Source organism: Desulfobacula sp. (genome assembly GCF_021107415.1).
This window is the reverse complement of record NZ_JAIOSW010000113.1, coordinates 1-21,078: the sequence shown is the minus strand read 5'-3', so window position 1 is coordinate 21,078 and position 21,078 is coordinate 1. Positions and strand designations below refer to the sequence as shown.

The 21,078-nt window shown below is 36.9% G+C and carries 22 protein-coding genes and 1 pseudogene; 17 read left to right on the top strand and 6 right to left on the bottom strand.

Annotated elements, in window-relative coordinates:
- The first annotated feature begins 84 nt into the window (after positions 1-84).
- Entirely contained in the window at positions 85-1,347 is a 1,263-nt protein-coding gene (locus K8S13_RS05935; RefSeq protein ID WP_291461184.1) for a cyclopropane-fatty-acyl-phospholipid synthase family protein, read from the top strand.
- Complete coding sequence (locus K8S13_RS05930) at positions 1,328-2,950, top strand: adenylate/guanylate cyclase domain-containing protein (protein ID WP_291461182.1); 1,623 nt, start codon at positions 1,328-1,330, stop codon at positions 2,948-2,950. The genes K8S13_RS05935 and K8S13_RS05930 overlap by 20 nt, the downstream gene beginning before the upstream one ends.
- Here the strand turns inward: K8S13_RS05930 and K8S13_RS05925 are convergent.
- On the bottom strand, positions 2,947-3,786 hold the full coding sequence (locus K8S13_RS05925) for an aminotransferase class IV (RefSeq protein ID WP_291461180.1): 840 nt from the start codon (positions 3,784-3,786) through the stop codon (positions 2,947-2,949). The genes K8S13_RS05930 and K8S13_RS05925 overlap by 4 nt on opposite strands.
- Positions 3,787-3,876: 90 nt before the next feature.
- Here K8S13_RS05925 and K8S13_RS05920 point away from each other — a divergent pair, with 90 nt between their 5' ends.
- The 7 genes from K8S13_RS05920 (at position 3,877) to K8S13_RS05890 (ending at position 9,696) form a co-directional block, all read left to right on the top strand.
- Positions 3,877-4,590, top strand: coding sequence for an EI24 domain-containing protein (locus K8S13_RS05920; RefSeq protein ID WP_291461178.1), 714 nt, complete (start codon positions 3,877-3,879; stop codon positions 4,588-4,590).
- A gap of 21 nt (positions 4,591-4,611) precedes the next feature.
- Positions 4,612-4,986: a cereblon family protein gene (locus tag K8S13_RS05915; protein ID WP_291461176.1), complete on the top strand. Its 375-nt coding sequence runs from the start codon at positions 4,612-4,614 to the stop codon at positions 4,984-4,986.
- A gap of 195 nt (positions 4,987-5,181) precedes the next feature.
- Positions 5,182-5,391 (top strand): dodecin family protein, encoded by a 210-nt coding sequence (locus tag K8S13_RS05910; RefSeq protein WP_291461175.1) that lies wholly within the window; start codon positions 5,182-5,184, stop codon positions 5,389-5,391.
- Positions 5,392-5,482: 91 nt separating this feature from the next.
- Positions 5,483-5,698, top strand: a complete 216-nt coding sequence (locus K8S13_RS05905) for a hypothetical protein (RefSeq protein ID WP_291461174.1) — start codon at positions 5,483-5,485, stop codon at positions 5,696-5,698.
- Positions 5,699-5,985: 287 nt separating this feature from the next.
- On the top strand, positions 5,986-6,990 hold the full coding sequence (locus tag K8S13_RS05900) for an NAD-dependent epimerase (protein WP_291461173.1): 1,005 nt from the start codon (positions 5,986-5,988) through the stop codon (positions 6,988-6,990).
- Between the two features lie 18 nt (positions 6,991-7,008).
- Positions 7,009-8,298: a nucleotide sugar dehydrogenase gene (locus tag K8S13_RS05895; RefSeq protein ID WP_291461171.1), complete on the top strand. Its 1,290-nt coding sequence runs from the start codon at positions 7,009-7,011 to the stop codon at positions 8,296-8,298.
- Between the two features lie 57 nt (positions 8,299-8,355).
- A complete protein-coding gene (locus tag K8S13_RS05890; protein WP_291461169.1) occupies positions 8,356-9,696 on the top strand; it encodes a UDP-glucose/GDP-mannose dehydrogenase family protein in 1,341 nt (446 codons plus the stop codon).
- Between the two features lie 6 nt (positions 9,697-9,702).
- On the opposite strand, the gene pepN is transcribed toward K8S13_RS05890, so the two are convergent.
- The 3 genes from pepN to K8S13_RS05875 all read right to left on the bottom strand — a co-directional run bounded on the left by pepN (position 9,703) and on the right by K8S13_RS05875 (position 13,589).
- Complete coding sequence (gene pepN, locus K8S13_RS05885; RefSeq protein WP_291461168.1) at positions 9,703-12,330, bottom strand: aminopeptidase N; 2,628 nt, start codon at positions 12,328-12,330, stop codon at positions 9,703-9,705.
- A gap of 101 nt (positions 12,331-12,431) precedes the next feature.
- Positions 12,432-13,184, bottom strand: coding sequence for a 5'/3'-nucleotidase SurE (surE, locus tag K8S13_RS05880; protein ID WP_291461166.1), 753 nt, complete (start codon positions 13,182-13,184; stop codon positions 12,432-12,434).
- Between the two features lie 81 nt (positions 13,185-13,265).
- Entirely contained in the window at positions 13,266-13,589 is a 324-nt protein-coding gene (locus K8S13_RS05875; RefSeq protein ID WP_291461165.1) for a hypothetical protein, read from the bottom strand.
- Between the two features lie 96 nt (positions 13,590-13,685).
- On the opposite strand from K8S13_RS05875, the gene K8S13_RS05870 reads away from it, so the two are divergent.
- On the top strand, positions 13,686-14,036 hold the full coding sequence (locus K8S13_RS05870) for a peptide chain release factor-like protein (protein WP_291461163.1): 351 nt from the start codon (positions 13,686-13,688) through the stop codon (positions 14,034-14,036).
- Positions 14,037-14,081: 45 nt separating this feature from the next.
- On the opposite strand, the gene K8S13_RS05865 is transcribed toward K8S13_RS05870, so the two are convergent.
- Positions 14,082-14,513 (bottom strand): hypothetical protein, encoded by a 432-nt coding sequence (locus K8S13_RS05865; RefSeq protein WP_291461161.1) that lies wholly within the window; start codon positions 14,511-14,513, stop codon positions 14,082-14,084.
- Positions 14,514-14,681: 168 nt separating this feature from the next.
- On the opposite strand from K8S13_RS05865, the gene K8S13_RS05860 reads away from it, so the two are divergent.
- The 7 genes and pseudogenes from K8S13_RS05860 to K8S13_RS25600 all read left to right on the top strand — a co-directional run bounded on the left by K8S13_RS05860 (position 14,682) and on the right by K8S13_RS25600 (position 20,712).
- Positions 14,682-15,023 carry a hypothetical protein gene (locus K8S13_RS05860; RefSeq protein ID WP_291461160.1) on the top strand — a complete coding sequence of 114 codons (342 nt, stop codon included), beginning with the start codon at positions 14,682-14,684 and terminating at the stop codon, positions 15,021-15,023.
- A 71-nt stretch (positions 15,024-15,094) separates the two neighbouring features.
- Complete coding sequence (locus K8S13_RS05855) at positions 15,095-15,865, top strand: response regulator (RefSeq protein WP_291461158.1); 771 nt, start codon at positions 15,095-15,097, stop codon at positions 15,863-15,865.
- A 4-nt stretch (positions 15,866-15,869) separates the two neighbouring features.
- Entirely contained in the window at positions 15,870-16,304 is a 435-nt protein-coding gene (locus tag K8S13_RS05850) for a hypothetical protein (RefSeq protein ID WP_291461157.1), read from the top strand.
- 147 nt (positions 16,305-16,451) lie between these two features.
- Positions 16,452-18,290: an ABC-F family ATP-binding cassette domain-containing protein gene (locus K8S13_RS05845; RefSeq protein WP_291461155.1), complete on the top strand. Its 1,839-nt coding sequence runs from the start codon at positions 16,452-16,454 to the stop codon at positions 18,288-18,290.
- A gap of 8 nt (positions 18,291-18,298) precedes the next feature.
- Positions 18,299-18,508 carry a hypothetical protein gene (locus tag K8S13_RS05840; RefSeq protein ID WP_291461153.1) on the top strand — a complete coding sequence of 70 codons (210 nt, stop codon included), beginning with the start codon at positions 18,299-18,301 and terminating at the stop codon, positions 18,506-18,508.
- Positions 18,509-18,526: 18 nt separating this feature from the next.
- Positions 18,527-19,917 (top strand): annotated as a pseudogene (locus K8S13_RS05835) (GspE/PulE family protein); the annotation flags it as partial.
- A 9-nt stretch (positions 19,918-19,926) separates the two neighbouring features.
- Positions 19,927-20,712 carry a cyclic nucleotide-binding domain-containing protein gene (locus K8S13_RS25600; protein WP_367172536.1) on the top strand — a complete coding sequence of 262 codons (786 nt, stop codon included), beginning with the start codon at positions 19,927-19,929 and terminating at the stop codon, positions 20,710-20,712.
- A gap of 150 nt (positions 20,713-20,862) precedes the next feature.
- On the opposite strand, the gene K8S13_RS05825 is transcribed toward K8S13_RS25600, so the two are convergent.
- A partial coding sequence (locus K8S13_RS05825; RefSeq protein WP_291461151.1) for an epoxyqueuosine reductase QueH occupies positions 20,863-21,078 on the bottom strand: 216 nt, incomplete at its 5' end.

Genomic DNA, 21,078 nt, shown 5'->3' with positions numbered 1-21,078 from the left:
TTAATATAATAAATTAAAATCTTCGAATGTTGAGTAAAATCCGGTTAAAATTGGTTTTTTATAATCTCAATCAAAGGTGATATTATGAAAGCTTTAGTCAAAAAAGAATCTTTTTTTTTAAAAAAGTTTATTCAAAGGCTTAATCATGAAATGATTCCCCTTGAAATTATTGATACAAATGGTCATAAATATTCAACTGCCCAGCAGAATATTAAGCACAAACTTTTTATTAAAGACCGCAAATTTTTTAAAGCCCTGATTTCTCCTGATGCGTTTTCTTTTGGGGAAGCTTATGTAAAAGGATATTTTGATATATCCGGCAGTATAAAAGAGCTGTATGAACTTGTCTGCGATAAACTTTTGAACACTCATCAGCGAAAGAATATTTTTATATTTTTCTCCAATTTTTTAATACCCCAAAGGTCACTCGTAACCTATAGGTCACACGTAAAGGCAAAGAAAAAAGAAAAAGAGAATATTGAATACCACTATAATGTTCCCAGTGACTTTTATCGATTATTTTTAGGGGAAACAATGGGATATACCTGTGGGTATTATGTAAGTGAAAATGCAACAATGGATAACGCTCAGATTGAAAAAATGGATATTATCTGCAGGAAGTTAAGATTAAAAAATGGAGAAAAACTTCTTGATATAGGGTGTGGATGGGGGAAATTTGCTGTTTTTGCAGCAAAACATTATAACGTGAGTGTCACCGGGATTACATTGAGCTTAGAACAAAAAAATTATGCTGAAAAGTGGATAAAAATCAAAGGTCTTTCCCACAAAATAAACATAAAACTTTTAAATTACAGGGATCTTGGTACTGAAATATTCGATAAAATTTCATGTGTGGGAATGTCGGATCATGTGGGAAAAGCCAATATGCTTAATTTTTTTAAAATCGTCCACAAACGCCTTAGGAAAGGCGGACTTTTCATGCAGCATACCATCACCACCAATACCAGAAGGAAAAAAGGCTATGAGAATTTGTTTTTGGATAAATACATGTTTCCGGGCGGCGAACTAATGTTTGAACATGATCTTGTAAATCTGGCATCGTCTTCCGGTTTTGAACTGCTGAATGCAGAGAATTTCAGAACCCATTATGTAAAGACGCTAAATGACTGGATAGGCAGGATGGAAAAACGCAAAGACAAATTATTGAAGATCGTTTCTGATAATGTCTATCGGATTTATCATGTTTTTTTTATTGGATCTTTGATTTCGTTTAAGACAAAAGAAATTTCCTTGTTCCAAAATCTTTTTTATAAGACTGATACTGATAACAGCAGCACTGACACCTTTTTAAGCCCGTATTCTAAAAATGAAACACGAATTGCCTGATATCGACAAATTTGAACGGATTGTTTTTAGAAAGAAAAATACACTGGATCTTCTTTTGTCTTTTTCATTAAAATTGATGCAGGCAAGACAAGTCGGTCTTTTACTTGGGACCAACAAAACCTATGCTGACTTTTTGCCCCCTGATAAATGGGACAGGGGTGTTATGCATAAATTTAATGGAAAGGGTTTTACCGGCCTGATTTTAAAATATTTTGGAACATTCATTGTAAAATATAAAGGGCTGTCGCCTGTCAGATTGTACAAAGACACACAATTTGGCGAAAAAACACACAGCGATGGTATCATTTCTTTCGTCCTTAGAAAACATAAAGATTTTTATGAAAAAGGTATTAAAATTTTCGTTATTGATAATATCCGTGATGTTTCAAACCATGATGAGACTTGTTCAAATATATCTATTCTTTCCTATAATGGTGATACGTTTAAACCCTTACCGGATTTGAAGATTAATAATGCCATTGTTAAGCAATTCAAAGCTAAAAATTTTGTTTCCGCTTATATCCCGGATTATGGTGCCATTGTTTTTAACTCTATTGATGAAAAATTATTGCAAAAAACAAAAGAGAAGTTTACCCGTGAACCAGAACTGAAAAAAAGATTAAATATTTTGATTTCAGCCATTGAGATGGCATCACTTGCAAATATCGGATTTGCCAAAGGCAGACAGGCAGCCCATATCATTTGGAGGAAAGAAAAAAGTCTTAGAAAGACAGCATTGCAATTAAAAAATAAAGAAATCGAATTGAATGCCATGAAAGAATACTTAAGAGCTGTAGGTGCTGTAAACGAAAGGCAGCTTAATATGGAAGCTGTCAATATCACGGATGGTGTGTATGCCTTCATGGATATGGTGGGTTCAGCAACCATAAGAAAAAAGTTTAATCCCCGGGATTATTTTTACATCCTGAATTTGTGTCATCAGATCGCTGCCAATAATGCAAGTCGTTTTTCCTGCAGGGTAGATAATTTTATTGGTGATTCTGTTTTTATTCAAAACGCGTCTCCATTTGATGATGAAAAAAAGCATTTTTCCATGGGAACACATGAAAGAATCATGCTGATGGCCTTCACTCTATCCTCTATTTTTAATGAAATACATTTACTGAGAACAGGCCGGCATGATATGGACAGGTCAGGAAGAGTGAAAGAATTAATTGATAAAGCACAGATAAATATCAGTTTCAGAGCAGGCATGGAAGTTGGCACAGCACTGATCGGCCCTTTGGGAAGTCGGAAAAGAAGAATTGTAACTGCTATCGGCAAAGCAGTAAACAATGCCTCAAGGTTGGAAAGCAGCGGTATCCAGAAAGGAATTCACATCAGTGAGGCGATAATGGGCATATTAAATGATGCCTGCATTACAAGGGATACCAGAACCATCTGGCCAATCATTTGTAAAATAAACGGTATGGAAAAATCAAATAACCCCGGTAACCTGAACTTTTTCGATTGTTATAAGAAAGTGTTCGGACTGGGGCAAAATGTCATTACCCAAAGGACAAACATCTCATATAAAGAGTTTTCAAAAGACATTACCTATTGGATCAAATGCATCCCTGATTCAGAGGATTCTTTAGATTAAGCGTTGATAAACTTACGGGTATGATTTTCAAGTTCAGCAACGATCCTCTTTGTATTTGGCCCTGGCATACCTAAACCAATTTTTGTATTGTCAATTTGAATGACCGGCACAACACATTTATTGGTTCCAGTGATAAATACTTCATTCGCCTTTAACAGCTGCTCTAATCCAATAGGTCTTTCTTCGATCTTATATATTTTTTTTGCCAGAGACAATATGGCATGTCGGGTGATACCTTTTAAAACCCCTTCACGAGGCGTGACAAGCGTGTTATCAAAAAATGCAAACAAATTACTGGTTGTTCCTTCTAAAACTTCCATATTTCGATTGATGTAAATGGCCTCTATAGCCTCTTTTTTTTTCGCTTTTTTTAATGCCATGGCTGCCGGTATGTATGAAATAATCTTTGCATCGGGTATAATTCTTTCCAGCGGGTGAGTAATGACTTTAACCCCTTTTTCATACCAGGAGTCGGGCAGCTTGTTAATATCGGTAATGAGTATAATCAGCCTGGGCCGCCCTTGAGGGTGAATAAAATCATGACTTGAACCACCGGTAATAATGATCCTGATATTTGCTTCGTCAATGTCGTTATTTCTTTTGAGTGTTTCAAGAACAATATTCTTGATATCTTTTGTCTGCCAGGGTAAAGACAGCCCGATCTCTTTTGCTGAGTTTTCCAGACGGTGGATGTGTTCACTTAAAAAATAAGGCCGGCCTCTATATGTCCGCATGATATCACATACACCATAGCCCCTTAAAACGGCGAGATCATCAACAGGTATGACTGCCTGATCAGAGGGGACAAACTTGCCATCAACATAATATATTTTCATTATTCATAGCTCCATAAGTTGAAAAATTGAATTTTCTATAGTACAGATGTAAGTATTTCACAAGAAAGATCAAGGGGTAGAAGAGTTAAGATGGATTTATATCATGGAATTAAATATAATATAAAAGGGGTGGCTCTGTCTTTAAAAACGCCTAAGCTATTGATGCTTGGGATACTGCGATTTTTTATTGTTTTATTTTTTACCCTTATTATATCCGGCCTCGTTTTATACTGGCATGATGAAATTTTATCTTATATCTGGAAAATACCTGAATCCGGCTGGTTGATATATATATGGAAAGCAGTTTCCTGGTTTTTATCTATTTTTCTTGCAGGCATTTCCATGGTTCTTTCTTATTTGATTGCCCAGCTGTTTTTCTGTGTTTTTATCATGGATTATATGTCAAGGATTACTGAAAAAATAATATTGGGCAAAGAAGTGCCGATTGAACAAGGATCGTGGGTCAGTTTTTTTTTCCATCTGATTAAACAGGAGATACCCAGGGCAGTCATTCCCGTTATAATTTCTCTTGTCATTATGGTATTGGGATTGATGACTCCCATCAGTCCGATTATCATTATTATTTCTTCTATTGCTGCTATAGTATTTTTAGCCTGGGACAATACAGATCTGGTACCGGCAAGAAGAATGGAGCCGTTTAATGTAAGGATAAAATTTTTAAGGGAGCATTTGATGTTTCATATAGGATTCGGACTACTTTTTCTTATCCCCTGGCTCAATATACTTTTTTTATCTTTCGCACCTGTGGGGGCAACGCTTTATTACATAGAAAGAGAACAATAATTCGTCCAAAGGGAGATTGGCATGACTTTGGTTTGTAAACAATCGGTTGATCTATCAACACAAGAAAAAACAGATACACTGTCCAAAGAAGATGAAATCATTATCTGTGCTTCTTGTCATAATCATATTACAGACCCGACCCGGCAAATTATCGTCAATAATTCATTTCACCATACCTTTGCGAACCCCCATGGCTATGTATTTGAGATTGGGTGTTTTTCAAATGCCAGGGGCTGTAGACCGGGTTCCCTCTCTTCCAATGAATTTTCATGGTTCATTGGATACTCCTGGAAGATAGGCGTCTGTAATTATTGTTCAACTCATTTGGGTTGGATTTTTTCATCAGAATCCAATCATTTTTTTGGACTTATTCTTGAAAAATTAATTTTTCCTTAACTCAAAGGTCGCACCTAACCTGAAGGTCAGACCTAACCTGAAGGTCACAAGTAAAAACCATTTGACAATTTTTTTTATTATTCTATAATTATAGTAATTTGAGCCTCTATTCTAACAGCTGTACGAAATAATCTGATTTCAAATTCACCACAAGTTCAGTTTTAATTTTTTTAAATTTTATTACAGGAGGGAACCATGAGCGACAGTGTATACAAAATTATTGACCTTGTAGGGAGCAGTACAACATCCTGGGAAGATGCGGCCACCAGTGCCATTGACCGCGCATCAAAATCATTAAGAGATTTAAGAATCGCGGAAGTAATGAAACTTGATATTAAAGTTGAGGACGGAAAACCCGCGCATTTTAGAACGAATTTAAGACTCTCTTTTAAATACAAAGATTAATCAGGGAAAACATGAAAGTTGTGAGGTTGGGAATTAAAAAATTAAAAAAAATCGTATCTCACAACTTTCCTGATAAATAATGGAGGGAAAAATGCCGTACGCAAAAAGTGTTTACACAAAGCGCTCTCCTGTGGATCGAAGGTCCCCGGTAGACAGGCGTATTCTTGATATGGGGCCCGGGTATCCAGGAAATGAAGCCAGACAAGATTTTAAAGTTAAAGATAGAAGAAGAGGCTGGGAAGACAGATTCGGCTGGGAGAGAATCAGCAAATGGAGCAGTTCACCGATTTATTCTGATTTACCATAATTGTTGTCCATTACTTTAAATGCCAATTGTGTATCCGAATTTAGAATTTCTTAAAATTTATTTAAAAAATCTCCATTCGGTTCTATAAACATATTTACGTGTGACCTTTAGGTTACGTGTGACCTTCAGGTTAGGTCTGACCTTCAGGTTACGATAAAATTTGTAAAATGTTAACGGACTTCTTCGTCCGCATGATTTTTATTGTTTTTGGCCTGTCCTTTATGGTAAACAGGGTGAAAAAATAATTCATTTTCAATAGTATAACATGGACAAAATAAAGGATAATTATGAAAGTTCTTGTTACAGGAGTAGCAGGGTTTATTGGATTTAATTTAACATCTCGCCTGGTAAAAGAGGGTATCAATGTCTGCGGAATTGATAATTTGAACGATTACTATGATGTAAACCTTAAAAAGACCCGGCTTTCCATTATTGAGAAAGACCCCGGATTTGAGTTTAAGCTAATTGACCTGGCTGACAGGGAAAAAATGAAAAAATTGTTTGAAACTCATCAATTTGATTATGTTATAAACCTTGCTGCCCAGGCAGGGGTCCGTTACAGCATTGAAAACCCTGCCTCTTATATTGATAGTAATCTTGTAGGGTTTGGAAATGTTCTGGAAGGCTGCCGGCATTCAAATGTCAAACACCTTGTCTACGCATCCAGCAGTTCTGTCTATGGGTTGAATACTAATATGCCGTTTTCTGTCCGGCACAATGTGGATCATCCCATCAGCCTTTATGCTGCATCCAAAAAAGCCAATGAATTAATGGCCCATACTTACAGCTATTTATATAAACTTCCCACAACAGGATTGAGATTTTTCACGGTTTATGGTCCTTGGGGAAGACCGGATATGGCACTTTTTCTCTTTACAAAGGCTATTTTGAACAATGAACCTGTAAAAGTATTTAATAACGGAGATATGCAAAGAGATTTTACCTATATTGATGATATCGTAGAAGGCGTTGTCAGGGTAATGAACAATATCCCAAAAGCAGATCTTAACTGGACGTCGGATGCACCCAATCCGTCCAGCAGTTGTGTTCCCTACAAACTCTATAATATCGGAAACAACCAGCCGGTTGCCCTGATGGCATTTATTGAGGCCATTGAAAAGGCCATTGGTAAAAAAGCGCTTAAAGAATATTTGCCGTTACAGGCGGGAGATGTCCCTGCAACTTATGCAGACGTAAATGACCTGATAAAAGATACAGGATTTAAACCCTCTACTTCAATCGATGAGGGAATAAATAATTTTGTTAAATGGTATAAAGAATATTATAAATAATTTTGGAGAAAGATTTTCATGGATAGCAATACAAAAATCGCAGTGATTGGCCTTGGTTATGTCGGTTTGCCCCTGGCAGTTCATTTTGGTGTAAAATTTCATACAACCGGTCTTGATTTAAAAGAGAGTATTATTGAAAATTGCAAAAAATTTGAAGATCCCACGGGTGAAGTTTCAAAGCAGGAGTTTGAAAAAGCTGCATTTTTTTATCCGACATCCGACCCTTCACAAATTTCAGACGCAGATTATATCATCGTTGCAGTCCCCACACCCATTGATCAAGCCAGACGTCCTGATTTGAAATATATGGAAAGCTCGTCTGAGACTGCTGGGAAGTATATGAAAAAAGGAGCCGTTGTTATCTTTGAATCAACCGTCTATCCCGGTGTCACAGAAGATATTTGTGTTCCGATTCTGGAAAAAGTGTCAGGATATGAATGGAAAAAAGATTTCCATGTAGGGTATTCTCCGGAACGGATCAATCCGGGAGACAAGGAACATACCCTGCCCAAGATTGTAAAAGTTGTCTCGGGAGATGATGATAAGACCTGTGATAAGGTGGCAAAGCTTTATGAAACCATTATTGAAGCCGGTGTCCACCGGACAGAGACCATAAAAGAAGCTGAAGCCGCCAAGGTGATCGAAAATACGCAAAGGGATTTAAATATTGCATTAATGAATGAATTAGCACTTATTTTTGATAAATTTGGTATTGACACAAAAAATGTGCTGGATGCAGCTGGTTCCAAGTGGAATTTTCTTCCCTTTAAACCAGGTCTTGTGGGCGGCCATTGTATTGGTGTTGATCCCTACTATTTAACCTTTAAGGCAGAATCAGAAGGCTATCATCCCCAGATTATATTATCCGGTCGAAGAATAAACGATAATATGGGCCGGTTTGTTGTTGAAAAAACTATTAAAATGATGATTAACCAGGGCCTGAGTATCAAGGATTCAAAAGTAGGTGTTTTAGGGCTCACCTTTAAGGAAGATTGCCCGGATCTTAGAAATACCAGGGTGGTTGATATGATTGAAGAACTAAAGTCCTATGGAACAAATGTCCTGGTACATGATGCGATTTCCGATCCAAAAGAGGCATTGGCATATTACAATGTTAATTTATGCAAATGGGATGACCTCAAAGATCTTTCTGCTCTCATCCTGGCTGTACCCCATAAAGAGTATCTGGACAAAACCCTTTCAGATTTTAAAGAGATGCTTCTTCCAAACGGCTGTTTAATTGATGTGAAGTCAGTGTTTGATCCAAAAGACGCAGAAAAATCAGGGATAAATTTTTGGCGGTTATAATAGATTTAGAAATTTAAGTCATAAATTAAAATTAAAAAAATAAGAGGTTAATATTCAATGAAACTGACTATTATTGGAACCGGGTATGTCGGACTTGTCACTGGGGCATGCTTTGCAGAAATGGGAAGCACTGTGACCTGCGTCGATATCGATAAAACAAAAATAGATAACCTGAAGAAGGGAATACTTCCAATTTATGAACCAGGACTTGAAAATCTTGTCATACAAAATTATAAGGAAGGAACCTTAAAATTTTCCACAAGCCTTGAACAGGCGTCAAAAGATTCTAATATTTTCTTTATTGCAGTGGGAACACCACCCGGTGAAGATGGGTCTGCAGACTTGCAATATGTATTACAGGTTGCAAAAGAAATAGGCCAAAATATCAATGACCATTCAGTGATTGTAGATAAATCAACGGTTCCGGTTGGAACAGCGGATAAAGTTAAATCCACCATCCGGAAAGAACTTGAAAAGCGGGGTGTCAGTATTGAATTCGATGTGGTCAGCAATCCTGAGTTTTTAAAGGAAGGTGCTGCCGTCAACGATTTTCTTAAACCGGACCGGATTGTTATCGGGGCAGATTCTCAAAGGGCTGAAAAAATGATGAAAAGACTTTATGCGCCCTTTTCACGAAACAGGGAAAAGGTTATATCCATGAATGTCCGTGATGCGGAAATGACAAAATATGCAGCAAATTCAATGCTTGCAACTAAAATATCCTTTATGAATGAAATATCAAATATCTGTGAACGTCTGGGGGTTGATGTTGAAAATGTCAGAAAGGGAATCGGGTCTGATTCAAGAATCGGATATTCTTTTATTTATCCCGGGTGTGGATATGGCGGCTCATGCTTTCCCAAAGATGTAAAAGCGCTTATTAAAACCAGTAAAGACCAGGATTTCGTACCCGAACTGCTGAATGCGGTGGAAAAAAGAAATAACCTTCAAAAACAGGTATTATCAGATAAAATCATCAAAAGATTTGGCCGGGATCTTTCTGGTAAAACCTTTTGCATGTGGGGACTTTCCTTTAAACCGGGTACAGATGATATGAGAGACTCATCATCAACGATCATTCTCAAGGAATTGATCAATTCGGGAGCCAGTATCAAGGCCTTTGATCCGGTTGCCATGGATCAGGCCCGCAAAGAGTTTCCCGAAGACTGGTTTTCAAAAGGGCAGCTGAAATTGGAAGACAGTCAATATAAAGCAATTGAAAATACAGATGCTTTAATCCTGGTTACAGAATGGAAAACCTTCAGACAGCCGGATTTTAAGGCCATGGCTGATATGATGAACCAATTTATTATATTTGATGGCCGAAATCAATATGATCCCGAGGAAGTAAACGAAGCGGGATTTGAATACCATGGAATCGGAAGAGAAAAAATGTAAATATTTTTACTCAAGTGCCCTTGAAATAATCTCATAAACATTTTTAGAAAGAGTTTGGATGGATAAAATTCGTTCAAGCTCTTTTTGCATTAATGATTTCCTTTGATCATCATACTTTTTCCAAAGATTAAAACAGGATGACAATCTTGCTGCAATCTGGTGATTTATTTCATCTAATGAAATAATCTGATCCGCAATAAACCGATATCCACTCCCATCTTTTTGATGAAAATTGATGGGATTTTGCATAGCAAAAATATAAATTAATGATCTTACCTTATTGGGGTTTTTCATTGAAAAATCCGGATGTGTGGTAAGAGATTTTACACTTTCCAAAGTATTGGAAAGTGTTGATCCTGCCTGAACAGCAAACCATTTATCCAAAACAAGTTTGTCATGTTTCCATTTTAAATAAAATTTTTCAACAGCAGATTGTTTTGTATCCAATTCAATCTGCGATAAAATTTTAAAGGCGGCAAGTTCATCCGTCATATTTTGGGCAGATTCATAATAGTCCAAAATCAGAGCTGTTGTATCCTTTTCTTTTAAACACCCAATGTAGGATAGACATAAATTTTTCAAACTCCGGTCAGCCATTGCTCCATGGGATATGCTCAAAGGATAAGATTTAGAGCAAAGATCAATAAGATCCAAAAACTGATGTTTAAGCTGTCCCGCAAGTCCTTGTTTTAAAAACTTTCTTGCCTTATGGATGGCATTGACATCAACAAGATCAAAATGATCTTTAATTTCAGTTTCCAGGGGTAAAGAAAGCGCCTTTGCTAAAAATGCGCGATCCCCATTTTGATCCAATAAGGTCTGATTCGTTAATGCTTTTTTAAAGGCATTGATCAAATTTGGGGAAATTGACAATTCATCACCGGCTTGGATGCCATTAATTATTTGTTTAATTTCTTTTATAAACAAGGTTTGTCCGGCATCCCATCGGCTAAACTCATCTGTATCATTGGCCATGAGAAAAGCAAGTTCCCCATCAGTCAAATCAGTTTTAACTTTTACCGGAGCAGAAAATTGTCTGAATATGGAAGGAAGGCAGCTTTCAGGTATATTGTCAAAAATAAATGTTTCTTTATCGGATCGAAGCTCAAGCAACTTGTTATCAATCGGTGTTATATCCTTCCCGTCAGCGTCTATAATCCCAAAGTTCACCGGGATATGAAGCGGCTTTTTGATATCCTGGTTTCTGTCCGGCAATGTGCTTTGCTCAAAAATTATCACAAGCTGCCTTAAATCAGGATTATATGACCGACTCATTGTCACTATCGGAGTCCCGGATTGAAAATACCATAACTTGAACTGCTCAAGATCCAGGCCTGCAGCCTCTTGCATCACAGCAACAAAATCTTCTATTGTGACAGCCATGCCGTCAAATTTTTTAAAATAAAGATCAATTCCTTTTCTAAACTTTTTTTCCCCGGCTAATTGATGAATCATCCTGACAAGTTCTGCACCCTTTTCATAAACCGTCATGGTATAGAAATTATCCATTTTTATATATGAATCAGGCATTACCGGGTGAGTCATGGGACCGGTATCTTCTGGAAATTGAGATCCTCTTAAATTTCTGACATCTGAAATTCTCTTCACACCCCTTGAATTTAAATCAGATGAAAATTCCTGATCTCTGAAGACAGTCAATCCTTCTTTTAAACTTAATTGGAACCAGTTTTTAAGGGTCACCCTGTTCCCGGTCCAGTTATGGAAATACTCATGGCCGATAACCCCTTGAATACTCATAAAGTCTCCATCTGTAGCCGTCGCAGGATTGGCAAGCACATATTTGGAGTTAAAAACATTTAACCCCTTGTTTTCCATGGCACCTGCATTAAAATCACTAATGGCAACAATCTGATAAAGATCCAGATCATATTCAAGCCCGAATCGCTTTTCATCCCATTCCATGGCCTGTTTAAGGGATTTCATGGCATGATCGCATTTATCAATATTTTCTTTTTCAGAATAAATTCTTAAATCAACAATTTTGCCTGAACGCGTTTTAAATTGATCCTCAATATGATCCAGATCGCCTGCAACAAGGGCAAAAAGGTAAGATGGTTTTTTAAACGGGTCCTCCCACCTGACGAAATGCCTGTTGTTGTCAAGATCACCTGATTTCACAAGGTTGCCATTGGAAAGTAAAACAGGATATTGGGTTTTATCGGCAATAATCGTGCAGGAATAAATGGCCATAACATCAGGGCGGTCCGGAAAGGGTGTAATCTTCCGAAATCCCTGGGCTTCACATTGTGTGCACAAAATATCACCTGATTTGTACAATCCTTCAAGACTCGTATTCTCATGGGGTCTTAAAATGCTTGTAATCTCAAGTTCAAATACATCAGGAGTTTTTGCAATTTTGAATAACTCATCATCAGCCTCATATTCTTGGGGCAGCAAAACCATGCCGCCGGCAATGACTGAGGCAATCTTAAAGTCCCCTTTATCAAAAACAAGAGAGATGTTTTTATCACTATCAGTCTGGTTTTTTCTTATTTTTAGTTTGGAAGTTATTTTAGTCTGATTTTTTTCAATTTCAAAAGTAAGATCGACTTGATCAACAACAAATACCGGAGGCGTGTAATCTTTAAGATATATTTTATTGGGAGTTTTCATGTTCCAAAAAATAAACCCGGAATATCAAATTGTCAATTAAAGATATTGATATCACTCTATTCCATAACTGCGATCAAAAATTTGGTTTTAAAAATATTTTTTCAAGGTAACTGGAATGACTCCAACTCTACCATTGTTTTATAATCGGTGATATCACATTGAATCGGAGTAATGGAGATATGTTTTTGTGATAACGCATAAACATCTGTGTCTGAGTCACCATCTACGTGATCTATGCTGCCATACCAGTAATAAGGCCTGTTCTTAGGATCAATCCGTTTATCAAATTGCTTTGAAAGATTATCAGAGGCTTGCCGGGTAATTTTCACACCACGCACTTCATCCAATGAAATACCCGGTGCATTGATGTTTAAGAATGTACCTGACGGAAGTCCATTATTACACACCTTATTAACCAAGCCGGCTATGAAGCGGGACATTCCCTGAAAATCCATCTCCTTTCCGAGTTTTATAGAAACAGCCATGCCTAATATACCATTCAACGCCGCCTCTCTGGCGGCTGCAACAGTACCCGAATAATTGATATCAACCCCTATGTTGCAGCCTGGGTTAATCCCTGAAATAACCAGATCGGGTGGTGTGGTAAAAAATTTAAACAGTCCTAGTTTAATACAGTCAGCTGGTGTTCCCGTGACAGCATATCCTTTTCCTCCGCCATCTAATTGTATTTTATTAATTTTTATGGGTTCATTAAGTGTGATACCATGACTTACAGCACTTTTTTCTCTATCAGGTGCAATCAGAATAACTTCGTGATGGGATCGAAGCATTTTATACAATATCTGAATTCCCGGCGCGTTGTATCCATCATCATTTGTAAGAAGAATTTTCATTGTTTCCCTTAGCACTTTAACTTTATCCTTGGTGGCACTTTTGTATATATAATTGGCCATCGGTATGAAAGAAAACCCAGCTTAAAGAAATAGAGATAAGATGGGTATCACTATGAATACAAACCAGTAAATATACATGCCGAACACGACCGGATTATGTTTCATATTAAAATTAATTGACTCATTTAATGATATTTTTTTTGCAAGTTTAGAATCATATATCAACCAGCACAAATAACAAAAAAAGATTACTCCGATTAATATACTGCCTGCTAAAGAATCCATTGGAATGAATGCAGGCTTACCTGTAATCAGATGAGTTGCAAAACTGCCGACCAGTGTTACAATTGAAAGAAAAGTTAAAATATAAAGAATTGTATCACTATTGTTCTTTTTTTTATCCATAGTTCAAATCCTTTTTTTTAAAATTCTTGTTAATGGTTGAAACTTTTATTAATTTATATAGCAGGAAAAGTAAAATGAAATTTTATCAGGAGAATAATGGGGCCCGGTAAACAGAAAATATTAGACCTTGAAAAGAGGATGAAAGCCTTGGGAATTAAAAAAGAGGATATTGATGAAAAATTTATCAAGTCATCCGGCAGGGGAGGGCAAAAGGTCAATAAATCATCTTCGGCTGTATTTCTTAAACATAAGAAGACCCATTTATCCGTAAAGTGTGGAAAAGCAAGATCCCAACATTTAAACAGGTTTCTTGCCTTGCGGAGTCTTATTGAAAAAATAGAAGCACACATGACAGGAAAGCCTGGAAAGGAAAGAATAGAAAAGATAAGAAAACAAAAACAAAGAAGAAAGCGGAAAACACAAAAAAAGCTTGCTGTAAATAAATGATTTCAATATGGGTAACTGCTATCACGGTCCTGCAATATTGAATGTTTAAAAAGCACCCAGCTGACAGGGTTTTATCCGGATGTTTTTTTTCTCACATGCCGATGAAACATCAAGTCGTTTAATTTTTAAATTTTGTGCGATATTCCAGCATTCCCGGCAAGATATCCTGCCATCCTTGTTTGTCTTGTCCAGTTGTTCGTTTAAATCAGGTGAAATCACAATATCCGGATCAATTCTTTTTTTCCCATCACTATAGCCAAATAATCCAAGTTGGCACTCTGCAATTTGATATTCTAAAAGATCTGTCTGTACACCGATTTCTAAAGGAGATATCTTGAGTGCTTTTCCAGCCCGGTGGGCTGAAGAACACGTTAAGCTATTGTTATCAGCCAATGCTTCTATCTTCTCAGTTATGGTTTTATTGATTTGTCTGTTGTTATGTTTTGCTGCAAAATGTCCTTTATCCTGGTGTCCCATAATTCCATCCTGTTTGAGTCATGTTATTGGTTGCTATCGTTATATATACTCGAATTGTGATTTGTAATAAAGGATATTTATATCATTAAACTTTTTTTTAAGAGAACTATAGAATCTATGGTAAAATAATAATATATTAGGATAAAAAATAAGATAATAAGGATTATTTTGGATAGACGGAAAACAATTGACTTTTGGGCAAAAATTTTATTTTATCTCAATATTCTGGCATGGATATTATTGATTATTATTTTATTGATTTTTCATCGCGCTCAACCTGAATTTGAAACTCTGTTTGATCGGTTTTACCAATTAAAATTAAGAACACATTGGGATATTCAATATTTGTATTATCTCACATATATGGTAATATTCGGTATTTTTATCAGTATTACCGGGTTATTATTGGGTGTTTTCCGCGGTAGAAGAGAAAATGATCATAAAAAGGCTTTGATCATAACAGGAATTATTTCTATAATAATGCTTTGGGTCTCAATGTTTGTACTTTAAATAGTCAAGATTCCTTTTGGATTTGTCGATAGCCTGTAAAGAATTAAATTATTTTAATTATGAGATTATTGATGAAAAAACTGTTTATCATCTGTATTTTATTTTTGGGTTTAGCCACACCTGGTTTGGCCAGAGATTTTATAGTTGAATTTATTGAAGAAAATTACAAAGAAATCCAGGCTCAATTTTCATATACACCATTAATTTATCACTCGCTCCAGGTTAACACCAGCGCAGGCCCAAAAATATTAATCCTGACAGGGAATGACTACAACTATCGCAAATGGCTGCGATACTATATTGCCCAGGATAAAAAATTTATCACAAAGATTCCGGATGAGCGGTTAGATGAATTTATTTCAGCCAAAGCCTATACGATTGATGTGACATCACTCCACCCCTTTAATGGTGAAAAATGGAAAAAAGGCGACCTTACAACCTCTGATCAAACTACCATTGAAGGTGATAATCATATTTTAATTGTTGATCCAAATGAAAAAAGAACTCATCTCATACAAATTATTGTCAAAAAAATGGGATATCAGGCCACAATTTTTAAAACCGGGAAACAAGCTCTGGATTCTTTTAAATTACAACCTGAAAAATTCAAGATGGTTATCATCCATCATACTATCTCAGGAATGCCATCGGGTGAATTGACTAAGCAGGTTTTGAAACTCAGTCATACGATTCCCGTCATTATTGATACCGGGTATAAAAATCAAAACATGGAAAATGAATTTATATCAAAATTCTCAGGTTTCAGATCAGTTCACATCAAGCCTGTTATCTTAAGGAATTTGCAAAAAACCATTGAAATTCTGATTAAAAAGAATGCTTAGGCCTATGAAAAAGATCATAATTCTATTGTTTATATTTGTTTTCTTTTTTGCTTTTTTTCCATCCAAACCTTTGATTGCAGATGATTTTGAGTTTAACCAGCTGGAAATGAGGTTTAAAAATTTTATGAAATGTGAACTGACCCGAACACAGGCAAGCCAACATTTCAATGGCAAACCCTTTAAAATTTCAATGATTGATCTTTTTGACGTTCAAAACGAATCTGATCTAAAAATCATTACAGGCGCAATTGAATGCTTTGTAGTTGATAAACACCAGACCCTTTATACTGCTGTCGGTATTAAAACCATTCTGGGCAAGGACCAGGTGGTGTATTATACCATCAGAGACAAAGATTTTTCCATTCTGGCAACCGAACTTATTAAATTTCCTTACAAAGAAAGATGCAAATGGTCTCAATACTGGATAGACCTTGATTAAACAGTCCGGGCGCATTCTAATTATCGGTCATGCATCCTTGTCATTTTGTTACGATCATTCTTATGGTTTATAAATTATCCTCACAATGGTATGATACCATTTTTTAAAAATGAAAAGAATGTATTACTATTGTAAAGAATTATAAGAATGCTGAACATTGATGCCATATCAAAAAGTTTTGGAGATCAGATCCTGCTGGATACTGCAGGGTTCAGGATCAATCCGGGTGAAAGAGTCGGGCTTGTTGGCCGCAATGGCCATGGTAAAACCACATTGTTAAACATGATTTCAGGCAGTGATCACCCGGACGAGGGAAGCATTTCTTGCCCTACAGGGTATAGAATCGGCTTTTTATCTCAAAAAATTGTTTTTACAGAAGGAAGACTGATTGATGAAGCCATGCTGGGACTTTTAGAACATGAAAAAGATCATTCCTGGAAAGCTGAAAAGATTTTGGCAGGGCTTGGATTTACTCAAAATGATCTGACAAAAGATCCTTACGTGTTTTCAGGTGGTTTCCAGGTGCGGCTTAATCTTGCTAAAGTATTGGTCTCCGAGCCGGACCTTTTGATACTTGATGAACCGACAAACTATCTGGATATTACATCCATTCGATGGATTTCACGGTTTTTAATTTCATGGCCCCGGGAAGTTTTACTGGTCACCCATGACAGAGGCTTTATGGATAATGTCGTGACACATATAGCCGGTATTCACAGACATAAGATAAAAAAAATCAGGGGGGATACGTCTAAATACTATTTGCAGGTTGCCCAGGATGAAGAAGTCTATGAAAAAACAAGACAGAATGAAGAAAAACGAAAAAAAGAAATGGAACTATTTATCTCAAGATTCAGGGCAAAAGCCCGGTTGGCCAACATGGTGCAATCACGGATAAAGACCCTGGAAAAATCCGAAACAAAAGATAAACTCCAAAAGCTGAAAAATCTTGAATTTTCATTTAATAGCCTTCCTTTTTCCGGTAAGCAGATATTGATGATAGAAAATTTATCTTTTGGCTGGCAAAGTGACACCCCCTTGATTAACAATTTTTCTTTAACGGTTTATCCTGACGATCGTATTGCTGTTATTGGTAAAAATGGTAAAGGGAAAACAACTTTTTTAAAACTTATAAGTGGAAATCTCAATTCGATTTCAGGTGGTATTAAAATAAATCCCGGTGTGCACATTGGCTATTTTGAACAGACAAATGTTCAATCATTGAATGATAATTTTACTGTTGAAGACGAACTCATTTTCTCTTCACCTGATTCTGACAGGCAGACGGCAAGAAATATATGCGGGGCCATGATGTTTGAAAAAGACGCAGCCCTTAAAAAAATATCCATTTTATCCGGAGGAGAAAAATCAAGGGTCATGTTGGGTAAATTGCTGATGTCTCCTTTAAATTTACTGCTGCTGGATGAACCGAGCAACCACCTGGATATAGAGGCTTGCGATTCTTTTGTTTGTGCGCTTGATAATTTCGAAGGTGCTGTGGTGATTGTAACCCATAATGAGATGTTCCTTCATTCTCTTGCCAACAGGCTGGTTGTTTTTAAAAATAATGCTGTAGAGGTATTTGAGGGAACTTACCAGGAATTTTTAGATAAAGAGGGGTGGGAGGACGAAGAGGCCCTTATTGACAAAAAGCCAAAAAATTCAGTCTTGTCGAAAAAGGCAAACCGTCAAAAAAAATCAGAAATCATCACACAGAAATCAAGAAAGATTAAACCAATAAAGCAAAAAATTGAGACCCTGGAAAATGATATTGAAAATAATGAAGAATTGATAAGTAAAACCAATGAGAAATTACTGGAAGCATCAAGCAATCAGGATGGCAGAAAAATTCAGAGTTTAGCCAAAGAACTTGCAAAATTTGAAAATTTAAATGAAATACTATTTGAGGAACTTGAAATTCAGATGGATTTATTTGAAAAAATTGAAATAATATTTGATAATCAGTTAGAAGAATTTGAAAGGTAATAATTTAAATGGACAAAAAGAATTTTGGGTTTTATTATGGCATTATTCTGGTTGGTGTTGGATTCGCGGTTTTCTACCGTATCCCTCAAGTGATGCTGCAAGTAGAAACCATTGAATTTTTCAGCCAGAAACTTTTTCTTGTCAGAGCTAGCTTTTATATTTTAGGCGGGCTTTTAATTTTAGCCGGTGGTATTAGAATTCATAGGAATTATAAATAAGTTAAGGATTAAGCAAGTATGCGCAAATCATCCAGCCTGAAAGCAACTATAAAAGATCAATCCGGTGCGGGAAAGACTAAAATCGGAGAGATTCTTTCAAAGGAAGGCCAGATTACCAGTATGCAGCTGGATGAGGCATTGCACATTCAAAAAAAAACCAATGAACGGCTTAGCAGTATTCTTTTAAATAAGGGGTTTATCGACCCTGATACCATTGTCAGTGTTCTGGGTCGACTTTATAATTATGATGTCATCAGGCTTTCCGACATTAAGCCCAATCCTAAACTATTGAAGCTTTTGCCCTATGAGTTAGCTAAATCCTCCCTGGTGTTTCCCCTTGACTTCAAAGGTGAAGAGCTGTCCATTACCATGGTTGAGCCGACCGATACCGCTGTTGTTGAAGACCTTCAGAAAAAAATAGGCAAAACGATTCGGGTTTGTGTGTCCACTGAAAACGATGTGATTCAAGCCTTTCATGATTTTTATAAAATCAGTGATGAAGAATATAAAAGTTTTCTTCATTTTGATGATGATTTTGAAGAGGATGAACCCGTCACTTCTGTTGATGATTTTGGGTCCCTGGTTTCTGAGGCGGCAGAAGAGGTTGAAGTCGGGTCTGATGGCCTGGATGATTATCAGGATGAATTCATGGCATCGGATGCACCGATTATCAAGCTTGTGAATGGTATCCTTACCAAAGCCATTAATGATGGGGTCAGTGATATTCATATTGAACCCTTTGAGAAGAGTTTCCAGGTAAGATATCGGCTTGACGGATCCATGTATAAAGCCATGAATCTTCCCTTAACTATTAAAAATGCAGTTATTTCAAGAATTAAAATTTTAGCAGAACTTGATATTGCAGAAAGACGAATTCCCCAGGACGGAAGAATAAAACTTCGATTCGGAAAAAGAAAATCCATTGATTTCAGGGTCTCAACCCTGCCAACACTCTTTGGTGAAAGCATTGTGATGCGGATCCTTGATCAAAGCGCTTTGAACATTGATTTGACCAAACTGGGATTTGACTCGTCAACTTTTGACAGTCTGAAAAGATCCATTGCACGACCTTACGGGCTTATACTTGTAACAGGTCCCACAGGAAGCGGAAAAACAACAACACTCTATTCCGTACTGAATCGCTTAAATAAAGATGATATCAAGATATTAACCGCAGAAGATCCCGTTGAATTCAATTTTAAGGGGATTAACCAGGTTCCTGTAAAAGAAGTGCAGCATTGAAAGCCTTTTTACGCCAAGACCCCGATATCATCATGGTGGGTGAAATCAGGGACATTGATACGGCGGAAATTGCGATTAAGGCAGCAATGACAGGCCATCTTGTTTTTGCAACCCTTCATACGAATGACTGTCCTTCAACCATAGGACGTCTTGTTGATATTGGTATTCCACCATATATGCTGGCATCTGCTGTAACCATGGTCTTGTCCCAGCGTCTTGCAAGAAGGCTTTGCCCTGAATGCAAACAGGTTGTTACAGGTTATAATCCAAAAGAACTTGAATTTCATGGATTTTCAAAAGATGAAATCAAAGATTTGAAAATATATGGACCCAAAGGGTGCAAGCATTGCAATGGAACCGGATATAAGGGCAGGGTAGGGCTTTATGAATTGATGGAAGTCACCGATGATGTCGGCAAAGCCATTAGTGCAGAAGTGCCTGAAGATCAGCTCAGGAAGGTTTCCATACAGGAAGGAATGGTTACATTGCGCGATGCCGGGCTCCAAAAAATTAGAACAGGAGAAACATCGCTTGAGGAAGTGTCAAAAAAGACCAATATCAGCAAAGAAGCATTGCCTGCCTATCTTATTAATCCTGATGTTGAACGATATGAGGACAAAGACGTCATTATCAGGGAGGGCAATACAGATATTGATTTTTTTAAGCTTGTTCAAGGCGGATTATACGTTGTTAAAGGTGGTAAAAAAATTGCTGAAATTGTTCAACCGGGAGATTATTTCGGAGAAATGTCAGCCATTACCGGAGAACCCAGGTCGGCCTCAATCATATCTAAAGGACGCTCATCAATTAAACGGTTTCCCGGGGATAAATTGATTGAGGTGATAGAAAAATACCCTGATGTGGCAAAACATTTGTTTGGTGTTCTTGCAGCAAGACTTGATGGTACAGACAAACGATTCGTGAATATGCTCAAGCAGATTAAAAGAGCTAAACCCAGGTAGACACTATTTAGTGCCTGACCGAAAACCTGAAAATTTTTTCGAGTACAAGGCGGGCGATAATTTTAACCGGAGGAATACATTAAGTATTTCGAGGGTTAAAATTTGAGTCCAACGCAGTAATCGGAAAAATTGGCGGTTTTCGGTAGGGCACTATTTGAAATAGCGCTCTTTTTCACTGTATATACAACCACAATACTGCTGACGATACATGTTAAGCTTTTTAGATTCTTCAATCCCTGATTTCCAGCCTTCCCTGAAATCATGATAAAAAAATGTCAGACCATAATTTTTAGCAATGGCCTCCCCTGTTTCTCTTATCAAATCATGATTCTGGAATTTGCTGTATAAAAGGGTGGTGGTAAACGC

Coding starts and splice junctions, on each gene's coding strand:
- K8S13_RS25600 (WP_367172536.1), top strand. CDS start 19,927: ATGCTGGCATCTGCTGTAACCATGGTCTTGTCCCAGCGTCTTGCAAGA.
- K8S13_RS05875 (WP_291461165.1), bottom strand. CDS start 13,589: ATGGATAAAAAAAAGAACAATAGTGATACAATTCTTTATATTTTAACT.
- surE (WP_291461166.1), bottom strand. CDS start 13,184: ATGAAAATTCTTCTTACAAATGATGATGGATACAACGCGCCGGGAATT.
- pepN (WP_291461168.1), bottom strand. CDS start 12,330: ATGAAAACTCCCAATAAAATATATCTTAAAGATTACACGCCTCCGGTA.
- K8S13_RS05845 (WP_291461155.1), top strand. CDS start 16,452: ATGCTGAACATTGATGCCATATCAAAAAGTTTTGGAGATCAGATCCTG.
- K8S13_RS05910 (WP_291461175.1), top strand. CDS start 5,182: ATGAGCGACAGTGTATACAAAATTATTGACCTTGTAGGGAGCAGTACA.
- K8S13_RS05900 (WP_291461173.1), top strand. CDS start 5,986: ATGAAAGTTCTTGTTACAGGAGTAGCAGGGTTTATTGGATTTAATTTA.
- K8S13_RS05840 (WP_291461153.1), top strand. CDS start 18,299: ATGGACAAAAAGAATTTTGGGTTTTATTATGGCATTATTCTGGTTGGT.
- K8S13_RS05930 (WP_291461182.1), top strand. CDS start 1,328: ATGAAACACGAATTGCCTGATATCGACAAATTTGAACGGATTGTTTTT.
- K8S13_RS05870 (WP_291461163.1), top strand. CDS start 13,686: ATGGGGCCCGGTAAACAGAAAATATTAGACCTTGAAAAGAGGATGAAA.
- K8S13_RS05855 (WP_291461158.1), top strand. CDS start 15,095: ATGAAAAAACTGTTTATCATCTGTATTTTATTTTTGGGTTTAGCCACA.
- K8S13_RS05925 (WP_291461180.1), bottom strand. CDS start 3,786: ATGAAAATATATTATGTTGATGGCAAGTTTGTCCCCTCTGATCAGGCA.
- K8S13_RS05935 (WP_291461184.1), top strand. CDS start 85: ATGAAAGCTTTAGTCAAAAAAGAATCTTTTTTTTTAAAAAAGTTTATT.
- K8S13_RS05850 (WP_291461157.1), top strand. CDS start 15,870: ATGAAAAAGATCATAATTCTATTGTTTATATTTGTTTTCTTTTTTGCT.
- K8S13_RS05920 (WP_291461178.1), top strand. CDS start 3,877: ATGGATTTATATCATGGAATTAAATATAATATAAAAGGGGTGGCTCTG.
- K8S13_RS05915 (WP_291461176.1), top strand. CDS start 4,612: ATGACTTTGGTTTGTAAACAATCGGTTGATCTATCAACACAAGAAAAA.
- K8S13_RS05895 (WP_291461171.1), top strand. CDS start 7,009: ATGGATAGCAATACAAAAATCGCAGTGATTGGCCTTGGTTATGTCGGT.
- K8S13_RS05865 (WP_291461161.1), bottom strand. CDS start 14,513: ATGGGACACCAGGATAAAGGACATTTTGCAGCAAAACATAACAACAGA.
- K8S13_RS05890 (WP_291461169.1), top strand. CDS start 8,356: ATGAAACTGACTATTATTGGAACCGGGTATGTCGGACTTGTCACTGGG.
- K8S13_RS05905 (WP_291461174.1), top strand. CDS start 5,483: ATGCCGTACGCAAAAAGTGTTTACACAAAGCGCTCTCCTGTGGATCGA.